The organism is Subsaxibacter sp. CAU 1640 (assembly GCF_023156585.1).
Classification (GTDB): Bacteria; Bacteroidota; Bacteroidia; order Flavobacteriales; family Flavobacteriaceae; genus JBPOFM01.
Window position 1 is genome coordinate 159808 of sequence record NZ_JALNMI010000005.1, and the last position, 23656, is coordinate 183463.

General features: G+C 36.8%; 23 protein-coding genes. 16 read left to right on the forward strand and 7 right to left on the reverse strand.

Going from position 1 to position 23656, the window contains the following annotated elements; translation table 11 throughout:
* Position 1: 1 nt before the first annotated feature.
* From M0G43_RS13140 to M0G43_RS13150, 3 genes are all read right to left on the reverse strand, one after another.
* Positions 2-601: a LemA family protein gene (locus M0G43_RS13140; protein WP_248027081.1), complete on the reverse strand. Its 600-nt coding sequence runs from the start codon at positions 599-601 to the stop codon at positions 2-4.
* Between the two features lie 81 nt (positions 602-682).
* On the reverse strand, positions 683-1012 hold the full coding sequence (locus M0G43_RS13145; protein WP_248027082.1) for a MerR family transcriptional regulator: 330 nt from the start codon (positions 1010-1012) through the stop codon (positions 683-685).
* Positions 1013-1015: 3 nt separating this feature from the next.
* Complete coding sequence (locus M0G43_RS13150; protein ID WP_248027084.1) at positions 1016-1987, reverse strand: M23 family metallopeptidase; 972 nt, start codon at positions 1985-1987, stop codon at positions 1016-1018.
* Positions 1988-2215: 228 nt separating this feature from the next.
* Between M0G43_RS13150 and alaS the strand changes: the two genes are divergently transcribed.
* From alaS to M0G43_RS13185, 7 genes are all read left to right on the forward strand, one after another.
* Positions 2216-4831 carry an alanine--tRNA ligase gene (gene alaS / locus M0G43_RS13155; RefSeq protein ID WP_248027087.1) on the forward strand — a complete coding sequence of 872 codons (2616 nt, stop codon included), beginning with the start codon at positions 2216-2218 and terminating at the stop codon, positions 4829-4831.
* A 30-nt stretch (positions 4832-4861) separates the two neighbouring features.
* The gene (locus M0G43_RS13160) at positions 4862-5827 is read left to right on the forward strand and encodes a GSCFA domain-containing protein (protein ID WP_248027089.1); all 966 of its coding nucleotides are present in this window, start codon (positions 4862-4864) and stop codon (positions 5825-5827) included.
* A 139-nt stretch (positions 5828-5966) separates the two neighbouring features.
* Complete coding sequence (locus M0G43_RS13165) at positions 5967-6497, forward strand: DUF6252 family protein (protein WP_248027091.1); 531 nt, start codon at positions 5967-5969, stop codon at positions 6495-6497.
* Positions 6497-8413, forward strand: a complete 1917-nt coding sequence (locus M0G43_RS13170) for a PQQ-binding-like beta-propeller repeat protein (protein WP_248027094.1) — start codon at positions 6497-6499, stop codon at positions 8411-8413. The genes M0G43_RS13165 and M0G43_RS13170 overlap by 1 nt, the downstream gene beginning before the upstream one ends.
* A 206-nt stretch (positions 8414-8619) precedes the next feature.
* A complete protein-coding gene (locus tag M0G43_RS13175) occupies positions 8620-10560 on the forward strand; it encodes a tetratricopeptide repeat protein (protein WP_248027096.1) in 1941 nt (646 codons plus the stop codon).
* A 57-nt stretch (positions 10561-10617) separates the two neighbouring features.
* The gene (locus M0G43_RS13180; protein ID WP_248027098.1) at positions 10618-12495 is read left to right on the forward strand and encodes a tetratricopeptide repeat protein; all 1878 of its coding nucleotides are present in this window, start codon (positions 10618-10620) and stop codon (positions 12493-12495) included.
* Between the two features lie 71 nt (positions 12496-12566).
* The gene (locus tag M0G43_RS13185) at positions 12567-13217 is read left to right on the forward strand and encodes a response regulator (protein WP_248027100.1); all 651 of its coding nucleotides are present in this window, start codon (positions 12567-12569) and stop codon (positions 13215-13217) included.
* Here M0G43_RS13185 and coaD read toward each other — a convergent pair.
* Both coaD and M0G43_RS13195 read right to left on the reverse strand, forming a co-directional pair.
* The gene (gene coaD, locus M0G43_RS13190; protein WP_248027102.1) at positions 13210-13665 is read right to left on the reverse strand and encodes a pantetheine-phosphate adenylyltransferase; all 456 of its coding nucleotides are present in this window, start codon (positions 13663-13665) and stop codon (positions 13210-13212) included. The two genes, M0G43_RS13185 and coaD, sit on opposite strands and share 8 nt — an antisense overlap.
* 69 nt (positions 13666-13734) lie before the next feature.
* A complete protein-coding gene (locus M0G43_RS13195) occupies positions 13735-14712 on the reverse strand; it encodes a D-alanine--D-alanine ligase (protein WP_248027103.1) in 978 nt (325 codons plus the stop codon).
* Between the two features lie 104 nt (positions 14713-14816).
* Between M0G43_RS13195 and M0G43_RS13200 the strand changes: the two genes are divergently transcribed.
* From M0G43_RS13200 to yaaA, 4 genes are all read left to right on the forward strand, one after another.
* A complete protein-coding gene (locus M0G43_RS13200) occupies positions 14817-15380 on the forward strand; it encodes a PASTA domain-containing protein (RefSeq protein WP_248027105.1) in 564 nt (187 codons plus the stop codon).
* Positions 15380-16426, forward strand: coding sequence for an RluA family pseudouridine synthase (locus M0G43_RS13205; protein ID WP_248027107.1), 1047 nt, complete (start codon positions 15380-15382; stop codon positions 16424-16426). The genes M0G43_RS13200 and M0G43_RS13205 overlap by 1 nt, the downstream gene beginning before the upstream one ends.
* 50 nt (positions 16427-16476) lie before the next feature.
* Positions 16477-16842, forward strand: coding sequence for a VOC family protein (locus tag M0G43_RS13210; RefSeq protein WP_248027109.1), 366 nt, complete (start codon positions 16477-16479; stop codon positions 16840-16842).
* Positions 16843-16930: 88 nt separating this feature from the next.
* Positions 16931-17689 (forward strand): peroxide stress protein YaaA, encoded by a 759-nt coding sequence (yaaA, locus tag M0G43_RS13215; protein ID WP_248027111.1) that lies wholly within the window; start codon positions 16931-16933, stop codon positions 17687-17689.
* Here yaaA and M0G43_RS13220 read toward each other — a convergent pair whose 3' ends face one another.
* Entirely contained in the window at positions 17690-17821 is a 132-nt protein-coding gene (locus tag M0G43_RS13220; protein ID WP_248027113.1) for a 30S ribosomal protein THX, read from the reverse strand. It lies immediately after the preceding gene.
* A 171-nt stretch (positions 17822-17992) separates the two neighbouring features.
* Between M0G43_RS13220 and M0G43_RS13225 the strand changes: the two genes are divergently transcribed.
* Positions 17993-18658 (forward strand): uracil-DNA glycosylase family protein, encoded by a 666-nt coding sequence (locus M0G43_RS13225; RefSeq protein ID WP_248027115.1) that lies wholly within the window; start codon positions 17993-17995, stop codon positions 18656-18658.
* Here M0G43_RS13225 and M0G43_RS13230 read toward each other — a convergent pair whose 3' ends face one another.
* Positions 18659-19330, reverse strand: coding sequence for a YceI family protein (locus M0G43_RS13230; protein ID WP_248027117.1), 672 nt, complete (start codon positions 19328-19330; stop codon positions 18659-18661).
* Between the two features lie 147 nt (positions 19331-19477).
* Here M0G43_RS13230 and M0G43_RS13235 point away from each other — a divergent pair, with 147 nt between their 5' ends.
* The 4 genes from M0G43_RS13235 (at position 19478) to M0G43_RS13250 (ending at position 23655) form a co-directional block, all read left to right on the forward strand.
* Entirely contained in the window at positions 19478-20011 is a 534-nt protein-coding gene (locus M0G43_RS13235; RefSeq protein ID WP_248027119.1) for a nucleotide exchange factor GrpE, read from the forward strand.
* 45 nt (positions 20012-20056) lie between these two features.
* A complete protein-coding gene (dnaJ, locus tag M0G43_RS13240) occupies positions 20057-21175 on the forward strand; it encodes a molecular chaperone DnaJ (protein ID WP_248027121.1) in 1119 nt (372 codons plus the stop codon).
* Between the two features lie 237 nt (positions 21176-21412).
* Positions 21413-22339 carry an ABC transporter ATP-binding protein gene (locus M0G43_RS13245; RefSeq protein ID WP_248027124.1) on the forward strand — a complete coding sequence of 309 codons (927 nt, stop codon included), beginning with the start codon at positions 21413-21415 and terminating at the stop codon, positions 22337-22339.
* Positions 22340-22341: 2 nt separating this feature from the next.
* A complete protein-coding gene (locus tag M0G43_RS13250; protein ID WP_248027126.1) occupies positions 22342-23655 on the forward strand; it encodes an ABC transporter permease in 1314 nt (437 codons plus the stop codon).
* The last annotated feature ends 1 nt before the right edge of the window (position 23656 follow it).

The window sequence follows — 23656 nt, forward strand, 5'->3', positions numbered from 1 at the left end:
TTTACTTGAATTCGAAATCAACGTCTGGAGCATTTTCACTTCCTGGATCTGCTTTGTAGTAACTCATCGGGTCAAAGTTGAACAATCCTGCCAATAATGTATTAGGAAAGGTTTTGATATGCTTGTTGTATGGCTCCACCTTTTCGTTAAAACGGTCTCTGGCCACGTTGATACGGTTCTCTGTGCCTTCTAATTGCGACTGTAGCTCCAAAAAGTTCTGGTTGGCTTTAATATCCGGATAGCGTTCTACCGATACCAAGAGTTTATTTAAAGCACCTGTTAAGCCTGTTTGCGCTGCTTGGAACTGTGCCATATTTTCTTCGGTCAAGTTGCTGGCATCAATGTTTGTAGAAGTAGCTTTGGCTCTCGCCTCAATCACTTCTCTTAAGGTAGTACGTTCAAAGTCGGCAGCACCTTGTACGGTTTTGACCAAGTTGCCGATGAGGTCGTTACGACGTTGATAACTGCTCTCTACATTGCCCCATTCTTTGGTGGCACTTTCTTTAAGTTCTACCGCAGTGTTGTTGAATCCTTTACCCCAAGAGTATAACCCAATGGCGATAACGGCAAGGATGATGACAGGAATTAACCATTTTTTCATAATAGATGAGTTTTGTGTGTTAGTGTTAGTGTTAGTGTTAGTGTTTGATTACGTTTATTAGTTGACAGACTTGTAAAAATGTTACAACTGTTCCTTAATTTTCAAAAGCTGTGCTTTGATGTCCTCTAATTTACTGATAATTTCAAAAGTATCAAGAGATTGCTGCTTTTCTTCCTTCAGATGGGTTTTAGCTCCTTCCAAAGTAAAGCCACGCTCTTTTACCAAATGATAAATAAACTTGAGGTTAGTGATATCTTCTGGAGTGAATTTGCGATTGCCTTTGGCGTTCTTTTTGGGCTTTAGTACATCAAATTCCTTTTCCCAAAAACGAATCAGCGAGGTATTCACGTTGAATGCCTTGGCGACTTCACCAATACCATAATAACGTTTCTCCGGAAGATCTATATGCATATACTAGTCTAATGATTGGTTTTCAAGTGATGCACGCTCCAGCAATCTTCCATATTCTTCTGCAGATAGGTTACCGTAATAGAAGTTGATAGGGTTGATGCGCTCATCATCCTTGAAGATTTCATAATGAAGATGAGGCGCTTCCGATCGTCCTGTACTGCCCACAAATCCTATAAGGTCACCACGTTTTACTTTCTGATTGACGCGAACATTATACTTATATAAGTGTGCATAAAGCGACACGTAGCCATAACCGTGGTCAATACGAATATGATTTCCATAACCAGTGGCCGTATTATCTGCTCTGGTCACCACACCATCACCAGAGGCATAAATAGGAGTGCCACGAGGTGCAGTAAAATCCATACCGAAATGAAACTTTCTGACTTTCGTGAACGGATCGGTTCGATATCCAAAACCAGATGCCATACGAGTCATATCTTCATTGTTCACAGGTTGAATGGCAGGAATGCTTGCCAAGAATTTTTCTTTGTTTTCGGCCAAGACCGCAATTTCGTCAAGTGAACGCGATTGCACTACAATCTGCTTCATCAAGACGTCCATACGTTTATTGGTTTCAATAATCAGTTTTGAATTGTCAAAACCTTCCAAATCCTTATAACGATTGATACCACCAAAACCAGCCTTGCGTTGTTCTTCAGGAATAGGGTTGGCCTCAAAATATAATCTATAAATAGCGTTATCGCGCTCTTCCACATTGGCAAGTACTTGTTGTGCCTGGTCCATTTTTTTGTTGAGAAGCTGGTATTGCAATTCCATATGTTGCAACTCTCTTGCCAAGGCACGCTCACGAGGCGATTCTACATAACGACTGGCAATGAATACAAACAAAAATCCAAAAAGAGCAGCAGCAAGTAAAAATGTAAAGACATATTTTAAGGTTCTACCTTTTTTACGCTCAATTTTTCTATAGGAAAGCGATTCAGAATCGTAATAATATTTTACCTTACTCATTAGTTAATTTATACTATTTTTGCACCTTACAGTGATATTTTGGGTTATAAACCGTAAAGCAAACGTAGCAACCTTAAAATTATTTTAACCGTAAATTTAATAAAACTTAACGACAATTGTTAAAAGTAATATTAAAAGGGTAAAATTAGAAATTGTTTTGTGTTCTGCCTTTGAGGCTCTACTTTTTTAACAGCAATTTATCACACTAAAGACCAGGTATTACATTTTATGAAGTCACAAGACATACGCGCTAAATTTTTAAGTTTTTTTGAACAGAAACAACACAGCATTGTTCCTTCTGCACCTATGGTATTGAAGGACGACCCAACCTTGATGTTTGTCAACTCTGGTATGGCGCCATTCAAGGAATATTTTCTGGGGAATGCCAAACCAAAACACAATCGTATTGCCGATACGCAGAAATGTCTACGTGTTTCTGGTAAGCACAATGACCTTGAAGAAGTGGGTTACGATACCTATCATCATACCTTGTTTGAGATGTTGGGCAACTGGAGTTTTGGCGATTACTTTAAGAAGGAAGCTATTGCTTGGGCTTGGGAGTTGTTGACAGAGGTGTATGGTATCGATAAGAATATCCTATATGTCACCGTGTTTGAAGGTAGCGATGATGACAATTTACCAATGGATCAAGAGGCTTATGATATTTGGAAAAACTACATATCTGAAGACCGCATCTTGATGGGTAATAAAAAAGATAACTTTTGGGAGATGGGCGACCAAGGACCTTGTGGACCTTGCAGTGAAATCCACGTCGATATTCGTTCGGCGGAAGAGAAGGCAAAAGTAGATGGGAAATCGTTGGTCAATGCAGACCATCCGCAAGTGGTGGAGATTTGGAATTTGGTCTTTATGCAATACAATCGCAAGGCTAATGGTTCTTTGGAAACCTTGCCTGCAAAGCATATCGATACAGGGATGGGCTTTGAGCGTTTGTGTATGGTGCTTCAAGGTGTGCAATCCAATTATGATACAGATGTTTTTACACCCATCATCAGAGAAATTGAAACCATTGCTGATAAAGAATACGGAATCGACGAAAAGGTAGACGTTGCCATTCGTGTCATTTCAGACCACGTTAGGGCTGTGGCATTCTCTATTGCTGATGGTCAATTGCCGAGCAATACAGGAGCAGGTTACGTTATTAGACGAATATTGCGTCGTGCCATTCGTTACGGTTTCACGTTTTTAGACCAGAAGGAACCTTTTATTTATCGATTGGTTGATGTGCTGGGTAAAAAGATGGGCGAAGCCTTCCCAGAATTGAAGGCTCAAAAGCAGTTGATTGAAAACGTCATAAAAGAAGAGGAACAATCGTTTTTAAGAACCTTGGACCAAGGTTTGGTTTTGTTGAATCGCATTGTTGAAGAGTCAACATCTGAAACCATTTCTGGAGGAAAGGCATTTGAATTGTATGATACCTATGGTTTCCCGATAGATTTGACAGCTTTGATTCTTCGCGAAAAAGGTTTGTCTCTTGACGAAGCAGGTTTTCACGCTGAAATGAAAAAGCAGAAAGACCGTTCGCGTGCTGCGAGCGAAATGTCTACAGATGATTGGACCATTTTATCTGACGATGCCGTTGAGGAGTTTGTTGGCTACGACACACTTGAAGCCAATGTTAAATTGACACGATACCGTAAAGTTGTTTCCAAAAAAGATGGTGAGATGTATCAGTTGGTGTTGAATTTGACACCATTCTATCCCGAAGGAGGAGGTCAAGTGGGCGACAAAGGTTATCTAGAAGATTCCCACGGAGATGTGGTTTACATTTTGGATACCAAAAAAGAAAACAACGTCATCATTCATTTTGCAAAGAATTTACCAAAACATATCAATGAAACATTCAAAGCTGTTGTAGATGCCAGGCAACGTTATAGAACCGAATGTAACCATACCGCAACACATTTGTTGCACCAGGCTTTGCGCGAAGTTTTAGGCACACACGTTGAGCAAAAAGGTAGTGCAGTACACTCCAAATATTTGCGTTTTGACTTTTCGCACTTTTCGAAATTGACGGTTGAAGAATTGAGTGACGTTGAAAACTTTGTCAATGCTCGTATTGAAGGTAAATTGCCTTTACAGGAAAAACGAAATATCCCAATGCAGCAAGCCCTTGATGAAGGTGCTATGGCATTGTTTGGAGAAAAGTATGGCGATACTGTTAGAGCCATCCGTTTTGGGAAATCCATAGAATTGTGTGGAGGAACCCACGTCAAAAACACTGGCGACATTTGGCATTTCAAGATTGTGTCAGAAGGTGCTGTGGCAGCAGGCATTCGCCGTATTGAAGCCATTACCAATGATGCCGTAAAGGATTTCTATCACGAAAACAATAGCGCTTATTTTGAAATGAAAGATTTGCTCAACAATGCCAAAGAACCTGTAAAGGCCTTGCAAAGCTTACAAGCTGAAAATGCTGATTTGAAGAAGCAAATTGAAGTGCTTTTAAAAGATAAAGCCAAGAACATTAAAGGCGATTTAAAAAATGAATTGACAGATGTCAACGGTGTTCAGTTTCTTGCCAAGAAGTTAGATTTGGATGCTTCTGGTATCAAAGATCTATGTTTCGAACTTGGTCAGAATTCTGATAATCTGTTTTTATTATTTGGAGCAGAAAATGATGAAAAAGCATTGTTGACCTGCTACATCTCCAAGGAATTGGTCGAGAGTAAAGGTTTGAATGCTGGAACGATCGTTCGCGAACTTGGAAAACATATCCAAGGTGGTGGTGGAGGTCAACCATTTTTTGCGACTGCTGGTGGTAAAAATCCTGCTGGGATTGAGGATGCTTTGGTGGCGGCAAAGGATTATATAACTAAATAGATTAGATTACCACTTTCGTGGGAATTGATTATGAACTTCCAAACCCACATACCATTAGAAAAGCAGAATAGTAATCAGATAGATTACAATTCTAAACTGCTTTTGTTGGGTTCGTGTTTTGTGGAGAACATTGGTGAGAAGTTTTCGTACTTCAAATTTCAAAGCCTTCAAAATCCATTTGGAATATTGTTTCATCCGAAAGCTATTGAAACTCTAATTTCAAAAGCTATCACTGGTTATCAATATTCTGAAGCAGATATTTTTTATCATAATGAACAATGGCATTGTTACGATGCACATTCCAGATTGAGCAATACTTCAAAGGAAGCATTATTACTGAACCTTAATGATCAACTTGAGCAGATTTCAAACCGACTAACAGAAGCATCACATATTATTATAACCTTTGGGACGGCTTGGGTTTACAATCATTATAAAAGTAATTTGCCAGTCGCCAATTGCCACAAAGTTCCTCAAAAAGAGTTTATCAAGCAGTTGCTTTCAGCAGATGATATTATTATCTCCATAAATAAGATTGAAGAATTCATACGCCGAATAAATTCGAACACACAAATCATCTTTACAGTCTCACCAGTTAGACATATTAAGGATGGGTTTGTAGAAAACACGCAAAGTAAAGCACATTTGATTGTGGCTATTCATCAATTCTTAAATCATCAATCGTCAATTGCTGTTCAACAATCCTTCTATTTTCCTTCCTATGAAATAATGCTTGATGAACTTCGGGATTATCGGTTTTATGCCGAAGATATGCTGCATCCCAATTCATTGGCCATTCAATATATATGGGAAAAATTCAAATCTGTTTGGATAGATTCAGCAACTGATAAAGTTATGAGTCAAGTTGATGTCATTCAAAAGGGATTGCAGCATAAACCTTTCAATCCACATTCTGAAGCACATCAAAAATTTCTGAAAGATTTGGAATCAAAACAGCAACGTCTTCAGCAAGACTTTCCTTTTATGACATTCTAAAGAAGTCTAAAAGTTCATTTTTAGGCAATTTTTTATCTAATTACCAACATTTTATCAAAATATACGTAATTCGTCGTATTGTTTGACTTCGCTTTTTAGGACAACTTTGCTTCATTGTTAACCCTAAAAATATTTTACAATGAAAAATTTAAGAAAATTTATGCTGTTAGTTATGACAGTTGCTATGGTATCTGTCTCATCATGTTCAAAAGATGATGATGGAGGATCTGCTGGACCAGCAGCTCAAGGGACTATTGTTGCAAAAGTAAATGGAACTTCTGTTACAACCCTAGAAATGGTGACATTTGCCAACATTTCTAGTGGCACACTGACTATGCAAGGAAATACTGGAGGTACATCTAGTAAAGCTTTTGTCTTCACAATTATTGGTTATGATGGAGAGGGAACCTACGAATTGGGTGGTGGTCCAAACATCTTTAACACTGCTTCTTACCAAGAGACAGAGGTAGACTTGGCAAATCCTACTGCTCCTGAAATACAAATTTGGCAAGCACCATTTGATGATACTGTAGCAGGTGAAATCAATATTTCTGAAGAGACTGAAACACACGTCATTGGAACTTTTAGTTTCCAGGCAAAAGATGTCAATGGTGATCAGTCCATGAGAAATATTACTGAAGGATCTTTCAATATTGAAAAAATGCAGTAATGAAAACGCTATTAATTCAATTAAAAACAAAGTTGGTACTTGCACTGTTTATTAGTGCAAGTACAATTTTTGCCCAAAAGGCTGAACAGCCAGACGGTAATTACGATTTGGGAGCCAATATCAATGAGATGACATTGACAATAGGAGGGATTTTAGTTGTCGCTACCAATGATGGGCTCGTAGGTATTGACCCCAAGAAAAGTACGCCGATTTTTACATTCAATAACTTCGGAAAATTGAAACCGGAAGAAACAGATTTCATTCCAGGGACACCTTATATCGTAGTTTCTCAAGGTGCAGATTCAAAATTCGCTGGACTTGCCAAAACTAAAAGAGCAGTGATTGATTATGTACAAGGTAAAGTACTCTTCAATTCAGAAGATGATAATTGGAAACAAGTGTACACATGTAACGTAGTGCTTCCACAAAACAAAATAATCATCAGCGGACTTCAGAAAAGTGACCAAAAATTTGAAAGTCAAGTGCCTAAAATTGCAGTTTATGATATTGTGAGCGGCAAACAAGATTTTTCATTTTTCTTGGATAAGCCAGGAAGAGTGGGAATGGCCAAAGATTTCAGTGTTACAGGAACTCCTCTGTTGTTGAAAAACTCAATTTTGATTCCTACTGCTCAAGGCATTTTGTCCATGTCTCACACAGGTGAAGAACAATGGCAAACTAAAATCAAAGGCGTCAATTGGATGGTTGCAGACGAAACAGAAAAGGAAATCTACGCTTTTGAAGGTACATCCAATGGTGCCAATACCAGAATTCACAAAATTGGAAGCAATGGTGCTGAACTTTGGAAAGATGATCGAAAAGTAAAAGGAGTTGTATCTAATTTCGAAATTCTGCCGCAAGGTCTTGCGGTAGTAAGTAATAAGAGCGATGGTGGTAGCAATAGCGTTTTCGCTGCTAGTAATGAATCTGAAATTGCCTTTTTGAATGCTTCAAATGGTGAAGATCTTTGGGACAAAGCACCGAAGACGAAAGGCTACGTTCAGCATTTCTATGTGATGGATGATGGTATTTTATTTGGAATCTATGAAGGTGGTATCAATAAAATTTCTTTTGATGGCAAAACACTCTTTAAAAAACCATTGAAAACAGGTGAAAATATTATGGTCATGGCGCAATCACCACAAGGCTTGATTTATATCACCAGCGAAGATGCCAACATAGTTAATTTACAGACTGGCGAAGAGGTTTGGAATAAACCTCTAAAGTATAAGAGCGCAACTTCTGTTGCTTCTACTTTTGACAGTAAAAACAACCGTTATCTAATTGCTGCTGACGGAAAAATCATGGCTATTGATGCCAATAGTGGCGATGTCAGTGATTTGGCAAAATGTGATTTTGAAGAAAAAGAAGATCCAAATCATATGGAAATCAGAGATGGCGGAATCTTTTTGTCGTCTGATCAAAATATGAGTATTGTGAATTTTGATGGAAGCGAAAACTATCATGCTTATTATAAATCGCCTGGAAGAAGCACTTTTGGGAAAATTATGGGCGGTATCACAGCTGTTGCTTCTACAGCCATGGCTGTCAGCATGAGTGCCAGAGCTGGAGCCAATAGAACAGGTATGGGAAGTATGAATGATTTGAGCAACTATAATGACTATGGTAAAGAAGCCAAACGGGCGGCTGATATGTTTTCAGGAATTGCTGGTGCCTCTTTTGCTTATTTGGCAACCAGATTTAAGGCTACTGCTGCCACTGAAAATGCTCAATTTATCCTAACAAAGTTGGATGAAGGTGTTGGCTTGGTAAAAGTCAACAAGGATACTGGAGAAGTGGATAAAGAGATTGTCTTAAAGGACAAAAAGCCAGAATATGAAGTAGATGAATTCGGCGGTTATTTGTTTTATAAAGCTAATGACAAAACCATTTACGCATACAATCTAGCTAAATAAATCTTGTTGTTGAGATTGGGATTGGGCGCAATCCGATAACGATTGCGCTTAATCTTTTTTAATTGCACCTTGTCGAAAAAATCCCACCCTAACCTTAAAGAAGACTTATATTCGTAATGCTATTAATCAATTTTTTTAAAAAAGCGTCAGTTTTATCTGTAGTGCGTCTAATCGTTCCAGATCTGATGCTTTTTTTATGCTCAAAAATGAAAAGAATTACCTTCCTTTTAGCTTTACTTTTTTCACTTTCACCTTCCTTTTCTCAAAATTTAGATAGTCTTTTGACTGCTGCAAAACAGTCCAAAAATGACTCTATCATTATAAGGGCTTATAACCGTGTGGGTTCAGCTTATATCTTTCGAGATACCAAAAAAGCACTTCAGATAATTGATGAGGGTGAAAAGCTTGCCAAAGAGAAAAAATTTCATTTTGGATTGAATGAGCTTATCAATACGCGTGGCATTTATATGGATGTCATCGGGAAATCAGATTCCGCCAATTATTACTTCACTCAAGCCTTAAATATGAGTAGACGGCATAACTTCAAGAATATTGAAGTGATGTGTGTCAATAACTTGGGAATGTTCAACTGGAACCGCAGTCATTTTGATGAGGCATTGAAGTATTTTTTTGAAGCGCTTCGGATGAATGACAAAGATGGTACCGAAAGGCAAAGTGCTTCCTATCTAAATAATATTGGATTGATTTATCAAGAAATGAATTTATTCGAGAAAGCTTTAGAATACCATCAAAAGTCTTTGGCAATCCGAGAAAAATACAATCTCAAAGATGAGCAAGCCACTTCGCTAAATAACATTGGCATTGATTTGAAAAGTTTAGGAAAGATTGATGAAGCTATCGGTACATTTATTGAAGGAAGCAAAATCGCTATACAGACAGAAAATCTAGTAGAATATTACAGAATCTTGAACAACCTTGCTAATGCCTATCAAATGAAAGATGATGTCGATAAGGCCATTGAAACTTATTTGCAAGTATTGGACAAGCCAAATGATTATGAGGCAGATGAAAAAGCAAGTATTGATACATATGGAAATTTGGTGTTACTTTATAACAGTTTGAATGAACCTCAAAAGGCGCTTTTTTATGCAAACAAAGGATTTGAGTTGGTCAAAAAGTATCCTCATTCTGAAAATATTGCTGGAGAATTGTACCTAAATGCTGCCGAAAGCCAATATATGTTACGCAATTTCTCAAAAGCGAGGGAGTTGACCCAAAAGTTTATCACGATCAAAGATTCTGTATTTTCAGATAAGAATGCAAAGGCCGTTGCCGATTTAGAGATTAAATATGATACAGAAAAAAAGGAAAAACAAATTCTGATTCAACGTGCTGAATTGGCAGAAAAAAACCTCACAATCCAAGAAAAAAATCTTCAGGTGTTTGGGTTGCTGTCATTGGCAATTGTTTTGGGACTGATAGGATTTTTGTTCTATAACCAACAAAAACTGAAAAACAAACAACTCCACAAAGAAAATGAGCTAAAAGATGCATTGATACGCATTGAAACCCAAAACAAGCTTCAAGAACAACGTTTGCGCATCAGTCGTGATTTGCACGACAATATTGGTGCACAGCTTGCTTTCATCATTTCATCCATAGATAATTTGAAGTATGGTTTCAATATTCAGGATGAAAAACTCAATCAGAAGTTGAGCAATATCAGTGAATTCACGTCGTCGACTATTTATGAATTGAGAGATACTATTTGGGCGATGAACAAAAGCGAAATCACCTTTGAAGATTTACAAACCAGAATTTCGAACTACATCGATAAGGCACACGTGTTTGAAGACAAAATCAACTTTTCGTTCAATGTTGCTGAAGGTGTTGATTTGAACAGAAAGTTTTCATCGGTGGAAGGTATGAACATCCATCGCGTGATACAAGAAGCCATTCACAATAGTTTGAAACACGGAAATCCATCACAAATACGTGTAGATGTTTCGCAGAAACTGCGCAATCTTCAATTTGAAGTTTCAGATGATGGCAAAGGTTTTGATTTGGAAGCGATACAAAAGGGAAATGGATTAATTAATATGCAAAAGCGTATTCAAGAAATAGGAGGTGAGTTATCAATGCAGTCCGAAAGCCAAAAAGGTACGAAGGTGACCATTTTGCTTTAGTAAAACGTCACTATCAAAAAATATAGTACTTTAATGGTGCATTTTATCAAGACAACTATGACTCTTAAGCATCTCATTCTATTGATTGCTTTCATTTCTTTTGGCAACATATTTTCACAGATTTCCGTGGAAAAGCTTAATGATTCTGCAATGGGTTTATACAAGCAAAATCCAAAACAAGCTGTCTCAATCTTGCAAGGTGCACTCAAAAAAAGCGAGAACAATCCCAAAATTTATAATTACTCCAAGAATAATTTGGCAATTGTTTATCGCGATTTGGGCCAATTTGAAAAATCCAAAAGGCTGTCGGAAGAGTCTTTGTCCAATCCTTTGGATTCTTTAATGATGGCTTCTGCATATAATAATATTGGAGCTTGCAATAGAAGCCTCGGCAGTTATGAAGAGGCTCTTACAATGTATCTGAAAGCGCTTTCCATCTATGAAAAGAAAAATGCTTTGAAAGAAATGGCGACCGTAAACAATAATATAGGAATGGTTTACAGTTACCTTAATATTAACGATAAAGCCATTCAATATCATTTAAAAGCTATTGATATTTTTGAAAAGGAGTCCAACAAAAAGGGAATTTCTGAAGCTTATAATAACATTGCCATTATATATGCCAATGATGGCGATCTGGACAAGGCGCTCGATTACTTTAAATATTCTCTTTCTATTGAAGAAGAACTCCAGGACCAGAAAGGCATTGCCGAATCTTCGAATAATGTAGGTGCTGTTTATTACTATATGCAAAAAATTGATTCTGCGTTGGTATATTTCAAAAAATCGGCATCCATTGAAAAGTCAATTGGGAATCTTGCAGGTGTCAGCGCTAGTTATAATAACATTGCCCAAGTATTGATTGAAAATGAAAGAGTTGATGAGTCAAAACGTTTTATTGACAGCGCATATATTTTTGCCAACGAATCTAAAACGGCTGTAGATATTGAAATGGCTTTGGAATTGTATTCACAATATTATGAAGCTAAAAACGACACAAAGACTGCATTAAAATACTACAAAGATTACACGAAGATAAAGGACAGTCTGTTGAATTTTGATACCAATGAAAGAGTTGCAAAGCTCGAAATTGAATATCAAACCGAAAAAAAGGAAAAGGAAATTCTGTCGCAACGAGCCGACTTGGCTGAAAAAGAACTCGATTTAAGCAAGAAGAATTATTACATTCTAGGATTGGTAGCATTAGCCGTTGTGCTGACGCTATTGGGTTTTTTGGTCTATAATCAGCAGAAGCTCAAAAACCGACAACTCAAAAAGGAGAATGAGTTAAAAGATGCTTTGATTAAAATTGAAACCCAAAATAGGTTGCAAGAACAACGCTTACGAATCAGTCGCGATTTGCACGACAATATTGGAGCGCAGCTTACCTTCATCATTTCATCGCTAGACAATCTAAAATATGGTTTTCAACTTCCTGAAAAACTAGGTCAAAAGCTTAAAAACATCAGCGAATTTACCACAACCACTATCTATGAACTGCGCGATACCATTTGGGCAATGAACAAAAACGAAATCTCTTTAGAAGATTTACAAACACGTATTTCAAATTTTATTGAAAAAGCTGATTCTGCTTCAGATGCTGTTAATTTTCAGTTTGAAATGGATAAGAATTTGAATGGTGATTTGAAGTTTTCATCTGTAGAAGGAATGAATATTTATAGAATTATTCAAGAAGCCATTAATAATGCTTTGAAATATGCTAATGCCAAAACCATTAAGGTGCATTTTGAAAAAATTGATGATGAACTGCATATCATTATCAAAGATGATGGTGTAGGATTTGATGATATGACAGTGCAGATGGGCAATGGCATTAATAATATGAGAAAGAGAGCTCAAGAACTGGGAGCAAGCATCACTATAAATTCAACAGTGAATCAAGGAACAGCTATATTGTTGAAATATCATCTGTGAATATACGCTAAATGACGTATTTGTATAAATTCTCAAAATTGTAACTTACGCCTAAACTAAATTGATTCGTAATGAATATTAAGATAGCCATTGTTGACGATAATATGTTTTTAATTAATGCGGTAAAAGAGAAACTTTCTTTTTTTGAAGAACTGAATTTCAAATTTTCTGCAATGAATGGCTCTGAATTGTTGATACAACTTGAGGGCAATTCAAATCTCGATTTGATATTGATGGATATTGAAATGCCTGTGCTGAACGGCATTGAAACTACCGAAATTGTCAAGCAAAAATATCCGCATATCAAAATCATTATGTTGACGGTTTTTGATAATGATGAAAATATTTTCAACGCCATCAAGGCAGGAGCAGATGGTTATTTATTGAAAGAAATCAACGCCAAAGATTTATACAACGGCATTCTTGAAACCTTGAATGGAGGTGCAGCGATGAATCCATCGATTGCTATGAAAACATTGAAATTGCTTCGTAATCCAATGGCAATTGAAAATCCAGACGATAAAGAAGATATTCAGTTGACCCAACGAGAAATTGATGTTCTCGAACAGTTAAGTAAGGGTTTGAATTATAACAAAATCGCTGAAAATCTCATATTATCATCAGGAACTGTAAGAAAGCATATTGAAAATATTTACAGAAAATTACAAGTGCATAACAAACTTGAAGCTGTTCAAAAAGCAAAAAAGAACAATCTTATTTGATTGTTACGCTTTCAGGAACCAAAACGGTATAATCACCATTGTTTCTGATGACATCTCTCACAATTGAAGAAGAAATAAATGATGTTCGAGCAGCTGTTAAAAGAAAAACCGTCTCAATTTTAGAGAGTTTTCTGTTGGTGTGAGCAATCGCTTTTTCGAATTCAAAGTCCGCCGGATTTCTTAAACCACGAAGAATAAATTGGGCATCAATTTTATGACAAAAGTCAATCGTAAGACCTTTATAAGTCATTACTTTTACTTTTGGTTCATCTTTGAAGGCTTCTTCTATAAACTGTTTTCTTTCTTCCAAAGAAAACATATATTTCTTATCAGCATTGATACCAATGGCTACCACCACTTCATCAAACAATTTGACGCCTCTTTTTATGATGTCGTAATGACCTAAAGTAATTGGATCAAACGATCCTGGAAATAATGCTCTTCTCATACCACTTCCTGCAAATGCAGTACTTCTGAATTAATGTTAGTATTATCAAAGATACTTAATTATTCATCATTAATTGGCAAGAGCTTCCTCAATGGCATTTCCAAACAATTCACCCAAACTGATACCAGCTGCAGCAGCTTGTTGAGGTAAAATACTAGCCTTTGTCAAACCTGGTACTGTATTGACTTCCAACAAATGTGGTTCGCCATCTTTAAAGATATATTCGCTCCTGCTGAAACCTGTCATTTTTAAAACTTCATAAACTTTCTTGGCAACTGAATTTACCTTTTCTTCTTGCTCTTTCGAAATTCTGGCAGGTGTAATTTCTTGTGATTCACCTAAATATTTTGCTTTATAATCAAAAAAATCATTGTCGCTCACGATTTCCGTGATTGGCAAAACCTTCACTTCACCTTTGTAAGTGATGACTCCGACAGATACTTCGGTGCCATCCAAAAACGATTCAATAATCACTTCATCATCTTCCTTAAAAGCTACTTCAAGGGCATACTGAAGTTCTTCTTTTTTGTAAACCTTGGTCACGCCAAAACTGCTTCCTGCTTTGTTCGCTTTCACAAAACAAGGCAATCCAACTTTATCTATGATTGCTGGTTCATCAACAGTATCGCCATAATTCACGTAATAAGAAGTCGCTGTTTTGATGCCATAAGGTTTAAGGACGCTTAAACAATCCCTTTTATTGAAGGTGAGAGCCGCTTGGTACATACCGCAACTCGTATGCGGAATATTCAATAACTGAAAATAGCCTTGCATATAACCATCTTCACCAGGCGTGCCGTGAATCGCATTGAAAACACAGTCGAAGGTTGTTTTTTGACCTTCAACAGTTACGGAAAAATCATTTTTATCAATTGGAAATTCAGCCTCATTTTCATCAACATACACCCATTTATTCTTGAAAATATGAACGCGAAAAGCGTTATAGTGTTCTTTGTCCAAAGTTTCAAAAACCACTTGGCCACTTTTTAGCGAGATTTCATATTCGCTGGAATAGCCTCCCATAATGATGGCAATATTCTTTTTCATATATAAAACAAACGACGGAAATAATCGTTAAGCTAAAATATCACATAAAAACCAAAAGAAAAAACGCTTTGGTTTTTATATATTTGTCCTATACAAAAAACTTAATGAGCCTTAAAAATTTTCTGACCAGCAAAGTATTTCTCAAGCAATTGGCATTGGCTATTTTGGCACTGGTTGTTCTCTCTTTTATCATTTTGAAATGGTTAAACATCACCACAAATCACGGTAGTTTTGTGGAAGTGCCTGATTTGACCGGGAAATCTTTGGAAACAGTTCAAATAGAATTGGAAGACAGAGATTTAAGAATGGAAATTCAAGATTCGGCAAACTTCAATCCTAAATATCCAAAGTATTCTGTGATAGAGCAATATCCTTTGGCAGGAACCCAAGTAAAGGAAGACCGTAAAATTTATTTAACATTGAATCCTTCAGGCTATAGAAAAGTTGAGGTGCCAAATATCGTAAGACGAACATTTAGACAAGCTAAACCAACGCTTGAAGCCCTTGGTTTTGAGGTTGGAAAAATATCTTATGTTGATGATATCGGGAAGGATGAAGTATTGTCAATGAGTTTCAAAGGTGAGAAATTGGCGAAAGGCGATTTGTTGCCAATTACTTCAAAAATCGATTTGGTTCTTGGCAATGGTAATAGAACGGATGGCGAATAATGATTGAAGATACTACACCCAATGACGAAAATGACGATGATGATTTATACGAGCATCACGCATTTACGGTAGATAAAGGCCAGCAGCCACTTCGCATCGATAAATACTTGATGAATCGTGTGGAAAATGCCACTCGAAACAAAATTCAGACGGCCGCAAAAGAAGGAAGCATCTACGTTAACAATGTGCCTGTAAAACAGAATTACAAGGTTAAGCCATTTGATAAAATACGGGTGCTGTTTTCGCATCCTCCTTACGAATACCTTCTTACGCCTGAAAATATTCCATTGGATATTGTGTATGAAGACGATGAGTTGTTGGTAGTCAATAAACCTGCAGGTATGGTGGTGCATCCTGGTCACGGTAATTATTCTGGGACGCTTATCAATGCCTTGACGTATCATTTTGATAATTTGCCAAATAACTCCAGTAATAGACCTGGTTTGGTGCATCGTATTGATAAAGACACCAGCGGACTATTGGTCATTGCGAAGACAGAAGAAGCGATGACGCATCTGGCAAAGCAGTTTTTTGACAAAACCAGCGAACGTGAATATGTAGCCATTGTTTGGGGAAATGTGGAAGCCGATGAAGGCACCATTGAAGGCAACATAGGTCGTCACCCAAAAAATAGATTGCAGAATACCGTTTTTGAAGGTGATGATGAAGACAAAGGCAAGCCAGCTGTGACGCATTATAAAGTTTTGGAGCGTTTGGGATATGTCACTTTGGTAGCCTGTACACTAGAAACAGGTCGTACGCATCAAATACGTGTGCATATGAAACATATTGGTCATACGCTTTTTAATGACGAACGTTATGGTGGTGAGAAAATATTGAAAGGAACTACGTTTAGCAAGTACAAACAATTTGTTGAAAACTGCTTTAAAATTTTGCCAAGACAGGCATTACACGCAAAAACACTCGGTTTTGAACATCCTAAAACTGGTAAATTATTGCGTTTTGATTCTGAAATTCCACAAGATATGCAAGACTGTATCGAGAAGTGGAGGAATTATGCAAAGCATCAAGATATTGAGGAATGAAGTGAATTCTTGCAAAAACGAGAATCTTTGAGGTTTTAATCTTTCAAACTATGCATTTCAAATCTATTACACCAATGCTCTATACAGAGGATATAGAAGAAACCATTCAATTTTATACGACGTATTTGGGTTTTATTTGTGCCGAAAAGAATGATGATTGGGGCTGGGCTGCAATGCATCGAGATGATGTTGACATTATGTTAGCCAAACCCAATGCACATATTCCATTTGATAAACCAACGTTTTCGGGTTCGTTTTACATCAAGGTAGAGGATGTAGAAGCTGTCTGGGACAAGGTGAAAGACAAAGTAAGGGTTTGCTATCCTTTGGAAACTTTTGATTGGAATATGCGTGAATTTGCCATTTATGACAATAATGGGTATTTGCTTCAGTTTGGACAAGATTTAATAGAATAGTTTTTACTTATCCCTAAATTGAAATTATAAAACATGCATCTTGAATTTTCTCGTAGGTAATTGTAACTTTGAAAACTATTTGACAATTATGAAACTTGTTCTATCTCCTGCAAAATCACTTGATTTCGAAAGCAAATTACCAACTACTAAACATACTGAAGCACAATTCTTAAATGCTTCAGAACGTCTAAACAAGCTGTTGAAAAAGAAATCAGCAAAAAGTCTTTCAAAATTGATGAGCATATCAGATGCTTTGGGCCAACTCAATTATGAACGCAATCAGGAGTGGTCCTTACCTTTTACTGAAGATAATGCACGGCCTGCTATTTATGCTTTCAGTGGTGATGTATATCGAGGGTTTGATACGTATTCAATTCCGAAGAACAAAATTGACGTTGTTCAAGATAAAGTAAGGATTCTTTCCGGATTATATGGGTTGCTGAAACCTCTCGATTTGATTCAACCATACCGTTTGGAAATGGGTACAAAATTGCCTGTCGGAAAGCATAAAAATCTATATGAGTTTTGGAAGAAAGACATTGTGAAGGCTTTGAACGAAGAATTGAAGGATGATGAATTGTTCCTGAATCTTGCCAGTAACGAATATTTCAAGGCCATTGACACAAAAGCACTGAAAGTTCCAGTTATTACAGCCAATTTTAAAGATCTTAAAAACGGTGAGTATAAAACCATTATGACCTTTGCAAAGTTGGCACGTGGCTATATGGCTCGTTATGTGGTAGATACCAATGCCAATACCATCGATGACCTCAAAGGCTTCAATTACGAAGGTTATGGCTTTAGTGAACAGTTGTCATCCGAAAACGAACTTGTGTTTATCAGATAATTAAGGAATATCTTTTTTATCGACATTGATTTTTTCCAGTGTAGAAGGGCGCTTTTTGATCTTCCTGCGACGCACGCCATAAGTTCCTCTGTGTATTTTACCTCGTCTTGTTTTTTTATCTCCTTTTCCCATTGAAATTAGTTTTTTTATTCCCTTGAAAAAGGGAAACACTCCTGCGAAGACAGAAATCTTCTAAATTAAACAGTAATTTTAGAACATTTAAGATACAACAATTAATGCGGAGAACCAAGTCTATTTAATTTCGGTTTATGCGTTAACTTTGTCATAAACATTCAAACAATCGTGTTCCTCCACAAACACCCATATCCACCATTCATTAAAGAAGATACTACCAAGTTAATCGTTGGAACCTTACCACCACCTAGATTTTCAACAGGCGATTTGTTCGAACAGGATGTTGATTTTTGCTACGGAAGTTATTATAATTCGTTGTGGCTATATATAGATGCAATTCATCATCTCAATTTACGCTATGATAATTCAGAAGAAGCCGTCAATCAACGAAAAGATTTTCTCATTAAACATAAAATAGGTGTCTGTGACATTGTTGAAAGTGCTGAACGTGCCAAAATTGACGCCTCCGATTTAGGTATGACTAACGTCATTTTGAGAGATTTGATCGGTTATCTCAAACAATATCCAAATATCGACACACTTTTGTTTACAGGAGGTAATAGCAAAAATGGCCCTGAATATTTTTTCAGAAAACACATTAAAGATTATCAGTTAAAAATGCGATTGATTTCTGATGAAATCCCAAGAATTCACGAGATGAAATTACCATCTCAAAACGAAGACAGAGTTATTAAAACAGTATCCTTGACTTCAGCATCAGGTTCTGCGAATCGCGCTATTGGGAGTATGCCTTTGTACCGACAGTTAAAAAATAAAAACCCGAAATTCAAAACATTTGATTTTCGGGTCATGCAATATCGAGAGTTTTTTTAGTTACTCTTTTTCAGCAACTAATGTAACCTTCAATTCAATCTCGTCATTGATAAATTTGTCTCCGAGATTATCAAATACAGATTTTGAACCGAAGTTGATTCCCCATTTTGTTCTGTCAATGGTAAAAGGTTCGCTATTGATGGTTAGGCTTTGCTCATCTTTAGTAACCTTTACAGGAAAAGTAATATTGTTTTTTACACCTTTAATGGTTAGGTTGCCAGAAAGGTTAAAAGCACCATTTTCGATAGCTGCAATAGTCGTGATTTCAAAAACCGCTTCAGGAAACATTTTCACATTAAAAAAATCGCCTTCTTTGCCCTCAACAGTTCCTTTTAAATGATTTTCAAGATTGTACTTCATATCGCCTTCCAAATCCAAAACAGATATCGATGACATATCAATCACAACTTTCCCGCCAGATAACACGTCATTATTGGTATTGATGTTGCCGTATTCTACACGAATGACACCATTGTGAGTAGCCGTTGGTTTAAATCCTTTCCATTCAATGAAAGATTCCGTAGCATTTACGATATACTTTTCAGAGGAAGCATCAGCCACTTTTGCTGGTTCAGCTTCGCTCATATTAGCTTCATTTGCTTTGTCTTTACACCCAAAAATGGCAAGGCAAATCAATAATGTCATCAAACTTTTGCTCAAATGGTTTTTCATTGGTATATGGTTAATGGTTTCTTACAAAAATAGACATAAGAACTTTACTTTGAAAAAAAGACTAAAATATATGGTGACATTTTGACATTTTATCAATAATGGCAGTACTTTTGCCAAATTGAAAAGAAATATTTAAGCTATTGAAAAATGAGTAAAAAAGATAAAAGCGAACATATAGATGATGAGCTTGTTATGGAAAATGAGCAAGCAGAACAGAAAGAAGAGCAATCAGTTGAAGAGCAATTGAAAGAAGATCTGGGTAAGGAAAAGGACAAATTCCTGCGTTTGTTTGCCGAATTTGAAAATTATAAGCGTCGAACTTCAAAAGAACGAATAGAATTGTTTAAAACAGCAAGTCAGGATGTTATGATTTCGTTGTTGCCAGTTTTGGATGATTTTGAGCGAGCGCTGTTGCATACAGAAGATGACAAGGAAGCTGAACATTTAAGAAAAGGCGTGTTGCTGATTTACCAAAAGTTGCTTTCCACTTTAGAGAAAAATGGCCTGACAAAAATGGAGGTTGCACAAGGCGATGCTTTTAATGCTGATGAGCACGAGGCTATTACTCAAGTTGCAGCACCTTCAGATGATCTCAAAGGTAAAATTATCGATGTAGTGGAGAAGGGTTATAAATTGGGTGATAAAATCATCCGTTTTCCAAAAGTTGTTACTGGATTTTAAAGAAAAAAGCCGTTTCAACTACAAAAGAACAAATAACAAGTTTCGATGAAAGAAGATTATTACGACATACTAGGAGTTTCAAAAAGTGCCTCGGCAGATGAGATTAAAAAGGCTTATCGCAAAATGGCGTTGAAATACCATCCTGATAAAAATCCGGACAACAAAGAGGCCGAAGCAATGTTCAAAAAAGCAGCCGAAGCTTATGAAGTGTTGAGCAATCCTGAAAAGAAATCACGATATGACCAATTTGGACACCAAGCCTTTGAAGGAGGCGGATTTGGTGGAGGTGGTATGAATATGGACGACATATTTAGCCAATTCGGTGATATTTTTGGAGGAGCTTTCGGTGGAGGCGGTTTTTCTGGATTTGGTGGTGGCTTCGGTGGAGGTCAACGACGAGTGAAAGGCAGTAACTTGAGAATTAGAATTACGTTGACTCTTGAAGAAATTGCCAATGGTGTCGAGAAAAAACTAAAAGTCAAAAGAAAAGTTCAGGCCGAAGGAACCACTTATAAAACCTGCTCAACTTGTAATGGTCAAGGTCAGGTGATGCGTGTTACCAATACTATTTTAGGAAGGATGCAAACCGCTTCAACGTGTCACACTTGTGGTGGTTCTGGTCAAATTATTGATAAAAAACCTTCTGATGCAGATGCTCAAGGTTTAATTACTAAAGAGGAGACCGTTTCCGTAAAAATTCCAGCTGGTGTTGTAGATGGAATGCAACTTAAAGTTTCTGGTAAAGGTAATGACGCTCCAGGTAATGGTATAGCTGGTGATTTATTGGTGGCCATTCAAGAGGAAGACCATCCGACTTTGAAACGTGAAGGCGATAATCTTCATTATGATATGTATATCAGTCTTCCAGACGCTGTACTTGGTACGTCCAAAGAAATTGATACTGTAACTGGAAAAGTTCGTATTAAAATCGATTCTGGTGTTCAGTCTGGCAAAATTTTAAGACTTCGTGGTAAGGGAATTCCTAGTATCAATGGCTATGGTAAAGGTGATTTGTTGGTTCACGTGAATGTTTGGACACCTAAAACACTGAACAAGGAACAAAAAGAATTCTTTGAAAACATGAAGAATAATGAGCATTTTGAACCGAAACCAGACAGCGAAGAAAAATCTTTTTTTGAAAAAGTAAAAGATATGTTTTCTTAAAAAAGGGTTTTTTGATAAAAAACACTATATTTGAATATCACTAATTCACATTAGTGGTATTTTTCTTTTTCATAGCAATTTTTTCCCATCCTTGATTTATTAAGGGTGGGTTTTGCTTTTATAGAGTCTCGACCTTTCCGAAATAAGTTAAAAATATCCTCTATTTTGTTAACGTAACCTTTGACATTTAATATATTTACAAATCAAAATTTTGTAATCCTTTCAACCCTCATATTTATGAATAACTTATTAGTCGCCGAAAATGTTTCCAAACATTTTGGGGATTTTAAGGCGCTAAATGACGTTTCCATCGCAGTTCCAAAAGGAAGCATTTTTGGGCTATTGGGTCCCAACGGAGCAGGGAAAACCACTCTTATTAGAATCATCAACCAAATCACTATGCCAGACAAAGGCAAGGTTTATTTAGATGGTGAAGCTTTAAAACCGACTGACATTCAGAATATTGGATACCTTCCAGAAGAGCGTGGGCTTTACAAATCGATGAAAGTAGGTGAGCAAGCACTTTATTTGGCGCAACTTAAAGGTATGTCCAAGCAAGATGCGAAGGCACGATTGAAATATTGGTTTGAAAGACTTGAAATAGGTGATTGGTGGAACAAGAAAATACAAGAATTAAGTAAAGGTCAAGCACAGAAAATACAGTTTATCGTAACGGTATTGCACAGGCCTAAATTGCTCATATTTGACGAACCTTTTTCAGGATTTGACCCCATTAACGCCACATTAATCAAAGATGAAATTTTACAATTGAGAGAAGAAGGTGCAACGGTTATATTCTCGACACATCGTATGGAATCGGTTGAAGAATTGTGCGACCATATTGCCTTGATTCATAGATCCAATAAAATTCTAGACGGAAAATTGATAGACATAAAAAGACAGTTTAAGACCAATACGTTTGAGGTCGGTTTGCAAACACAAGATTCAGAAGCTGTGGTGAGTAGCATCAAGGAACGTTTTGAAGTGCTTCCTGCAACATTCAAAAATCTGAATGATGATATAAAGCTCAATGTTAAGTTAGCTGAAAACGTATCTTCAAATGATTTACTTTCTTTTCTGACCTCAAAAGCAGAAGTGCATCATTTTGTAGAAGTGATTCCGAGTGCCAATGACATTTTTATTCAAACCGTAAAAAGAAACTGAAGATGAATCATTTACCTCTTATCATTAAGCGTGAATATTTGACAAAGGTTAGAAATAAGTCATTCATCATTATGACCTTTTTAAGTCCGATGATTATGATTGCCTTGATAGCTTTGGTAGCTTATCTATCACAAATAAATAATAATCAAGACCGCACTATATCTGTTCTAGATGAAACAGGAGTTTTTTCTGAAGTGTTTACTGATGAAGAGCATATTAAGTATAATTATTTAGATAATATTAATTTGGAAAATGCCAAAGATTTGGTCAGTTCCAAAGAAGAATATGGATTATTATATATCAAAAAGGGTTCGGATTCTTTGTCGCAATTTGAAAGTGCAAAATTTTATTCTGAAGACTCACCATCGTTGAGTATCATCTCTAGTTTAGAAGGAAAAATTGAGAAAAAACTAACCGATTTGAAATTGGTTCAAGATGGCGTTGATATTGAAAAGATTCAGGCTTCACGTACACGAATAACTATTGGTCAAGAGAGTTTTTTAGGAGAAAAAACATCGAAAACAGATAGTTGGTTGAAGCTGGCTTTCGGAGGTGCGGCAGGTTACCTGCTGTTTATGTTCATCATCATTTATGGAAATATGATTATGCGCAGTGTCATTGAAGAAAAAACAAGTCGCATCATTGAGGTGATTATTTCGTCCGTAAAGCCTATCCAACTGATGATGGGAAAAATCATCGGAACATCATTGGCTGGTATTACGCAATTCATCATTTGGGTTTTACTCGGAGGTGTAATGTTGCTCCTGGTTTCGGCGATTTTCGGAATAGATGTAATGCAAATGCAAGGACCGCAACAGGAGATGATCCGTCAGGCAATGGAATCACCAGAAGCTCAAAACCAAGCACAGGAATTGTTCACGGCATTTTTGAATTTACCGTTGCTCAATCTGTGTGTGGCTTTTATGTTTTTCTTCCTAGGTGGATTTTTGTTGTACAGTTCATTGTACGCAGCTATAGGCGCCGCAGTGGACAGCGAGACCGATACACAACAATTTATGATGCCTATCATTATGCCATTGATCATTGCAGTGTATGTAGGTGTTTTTACGGTTATTGAGGATCCACACGGAACGGTTTCAACAATTTTTTCGTTTATACCATTGACGTCGCCTGTCGTGATGCTTATGAGAATTCCTTTTGGTGTTCCCATATGGCAGCAAATTTTGTCGTTAGCTATTCTGATTGCAACTTTTGCTTTTACAGTTTGGTTTGCAGCAAAAATTTATAGGGTTGGTATTTTGATGTATGGAAAGAAGCCAAGTTACAAGGAATTGTTCAAGTGGTTAAAATATTGAT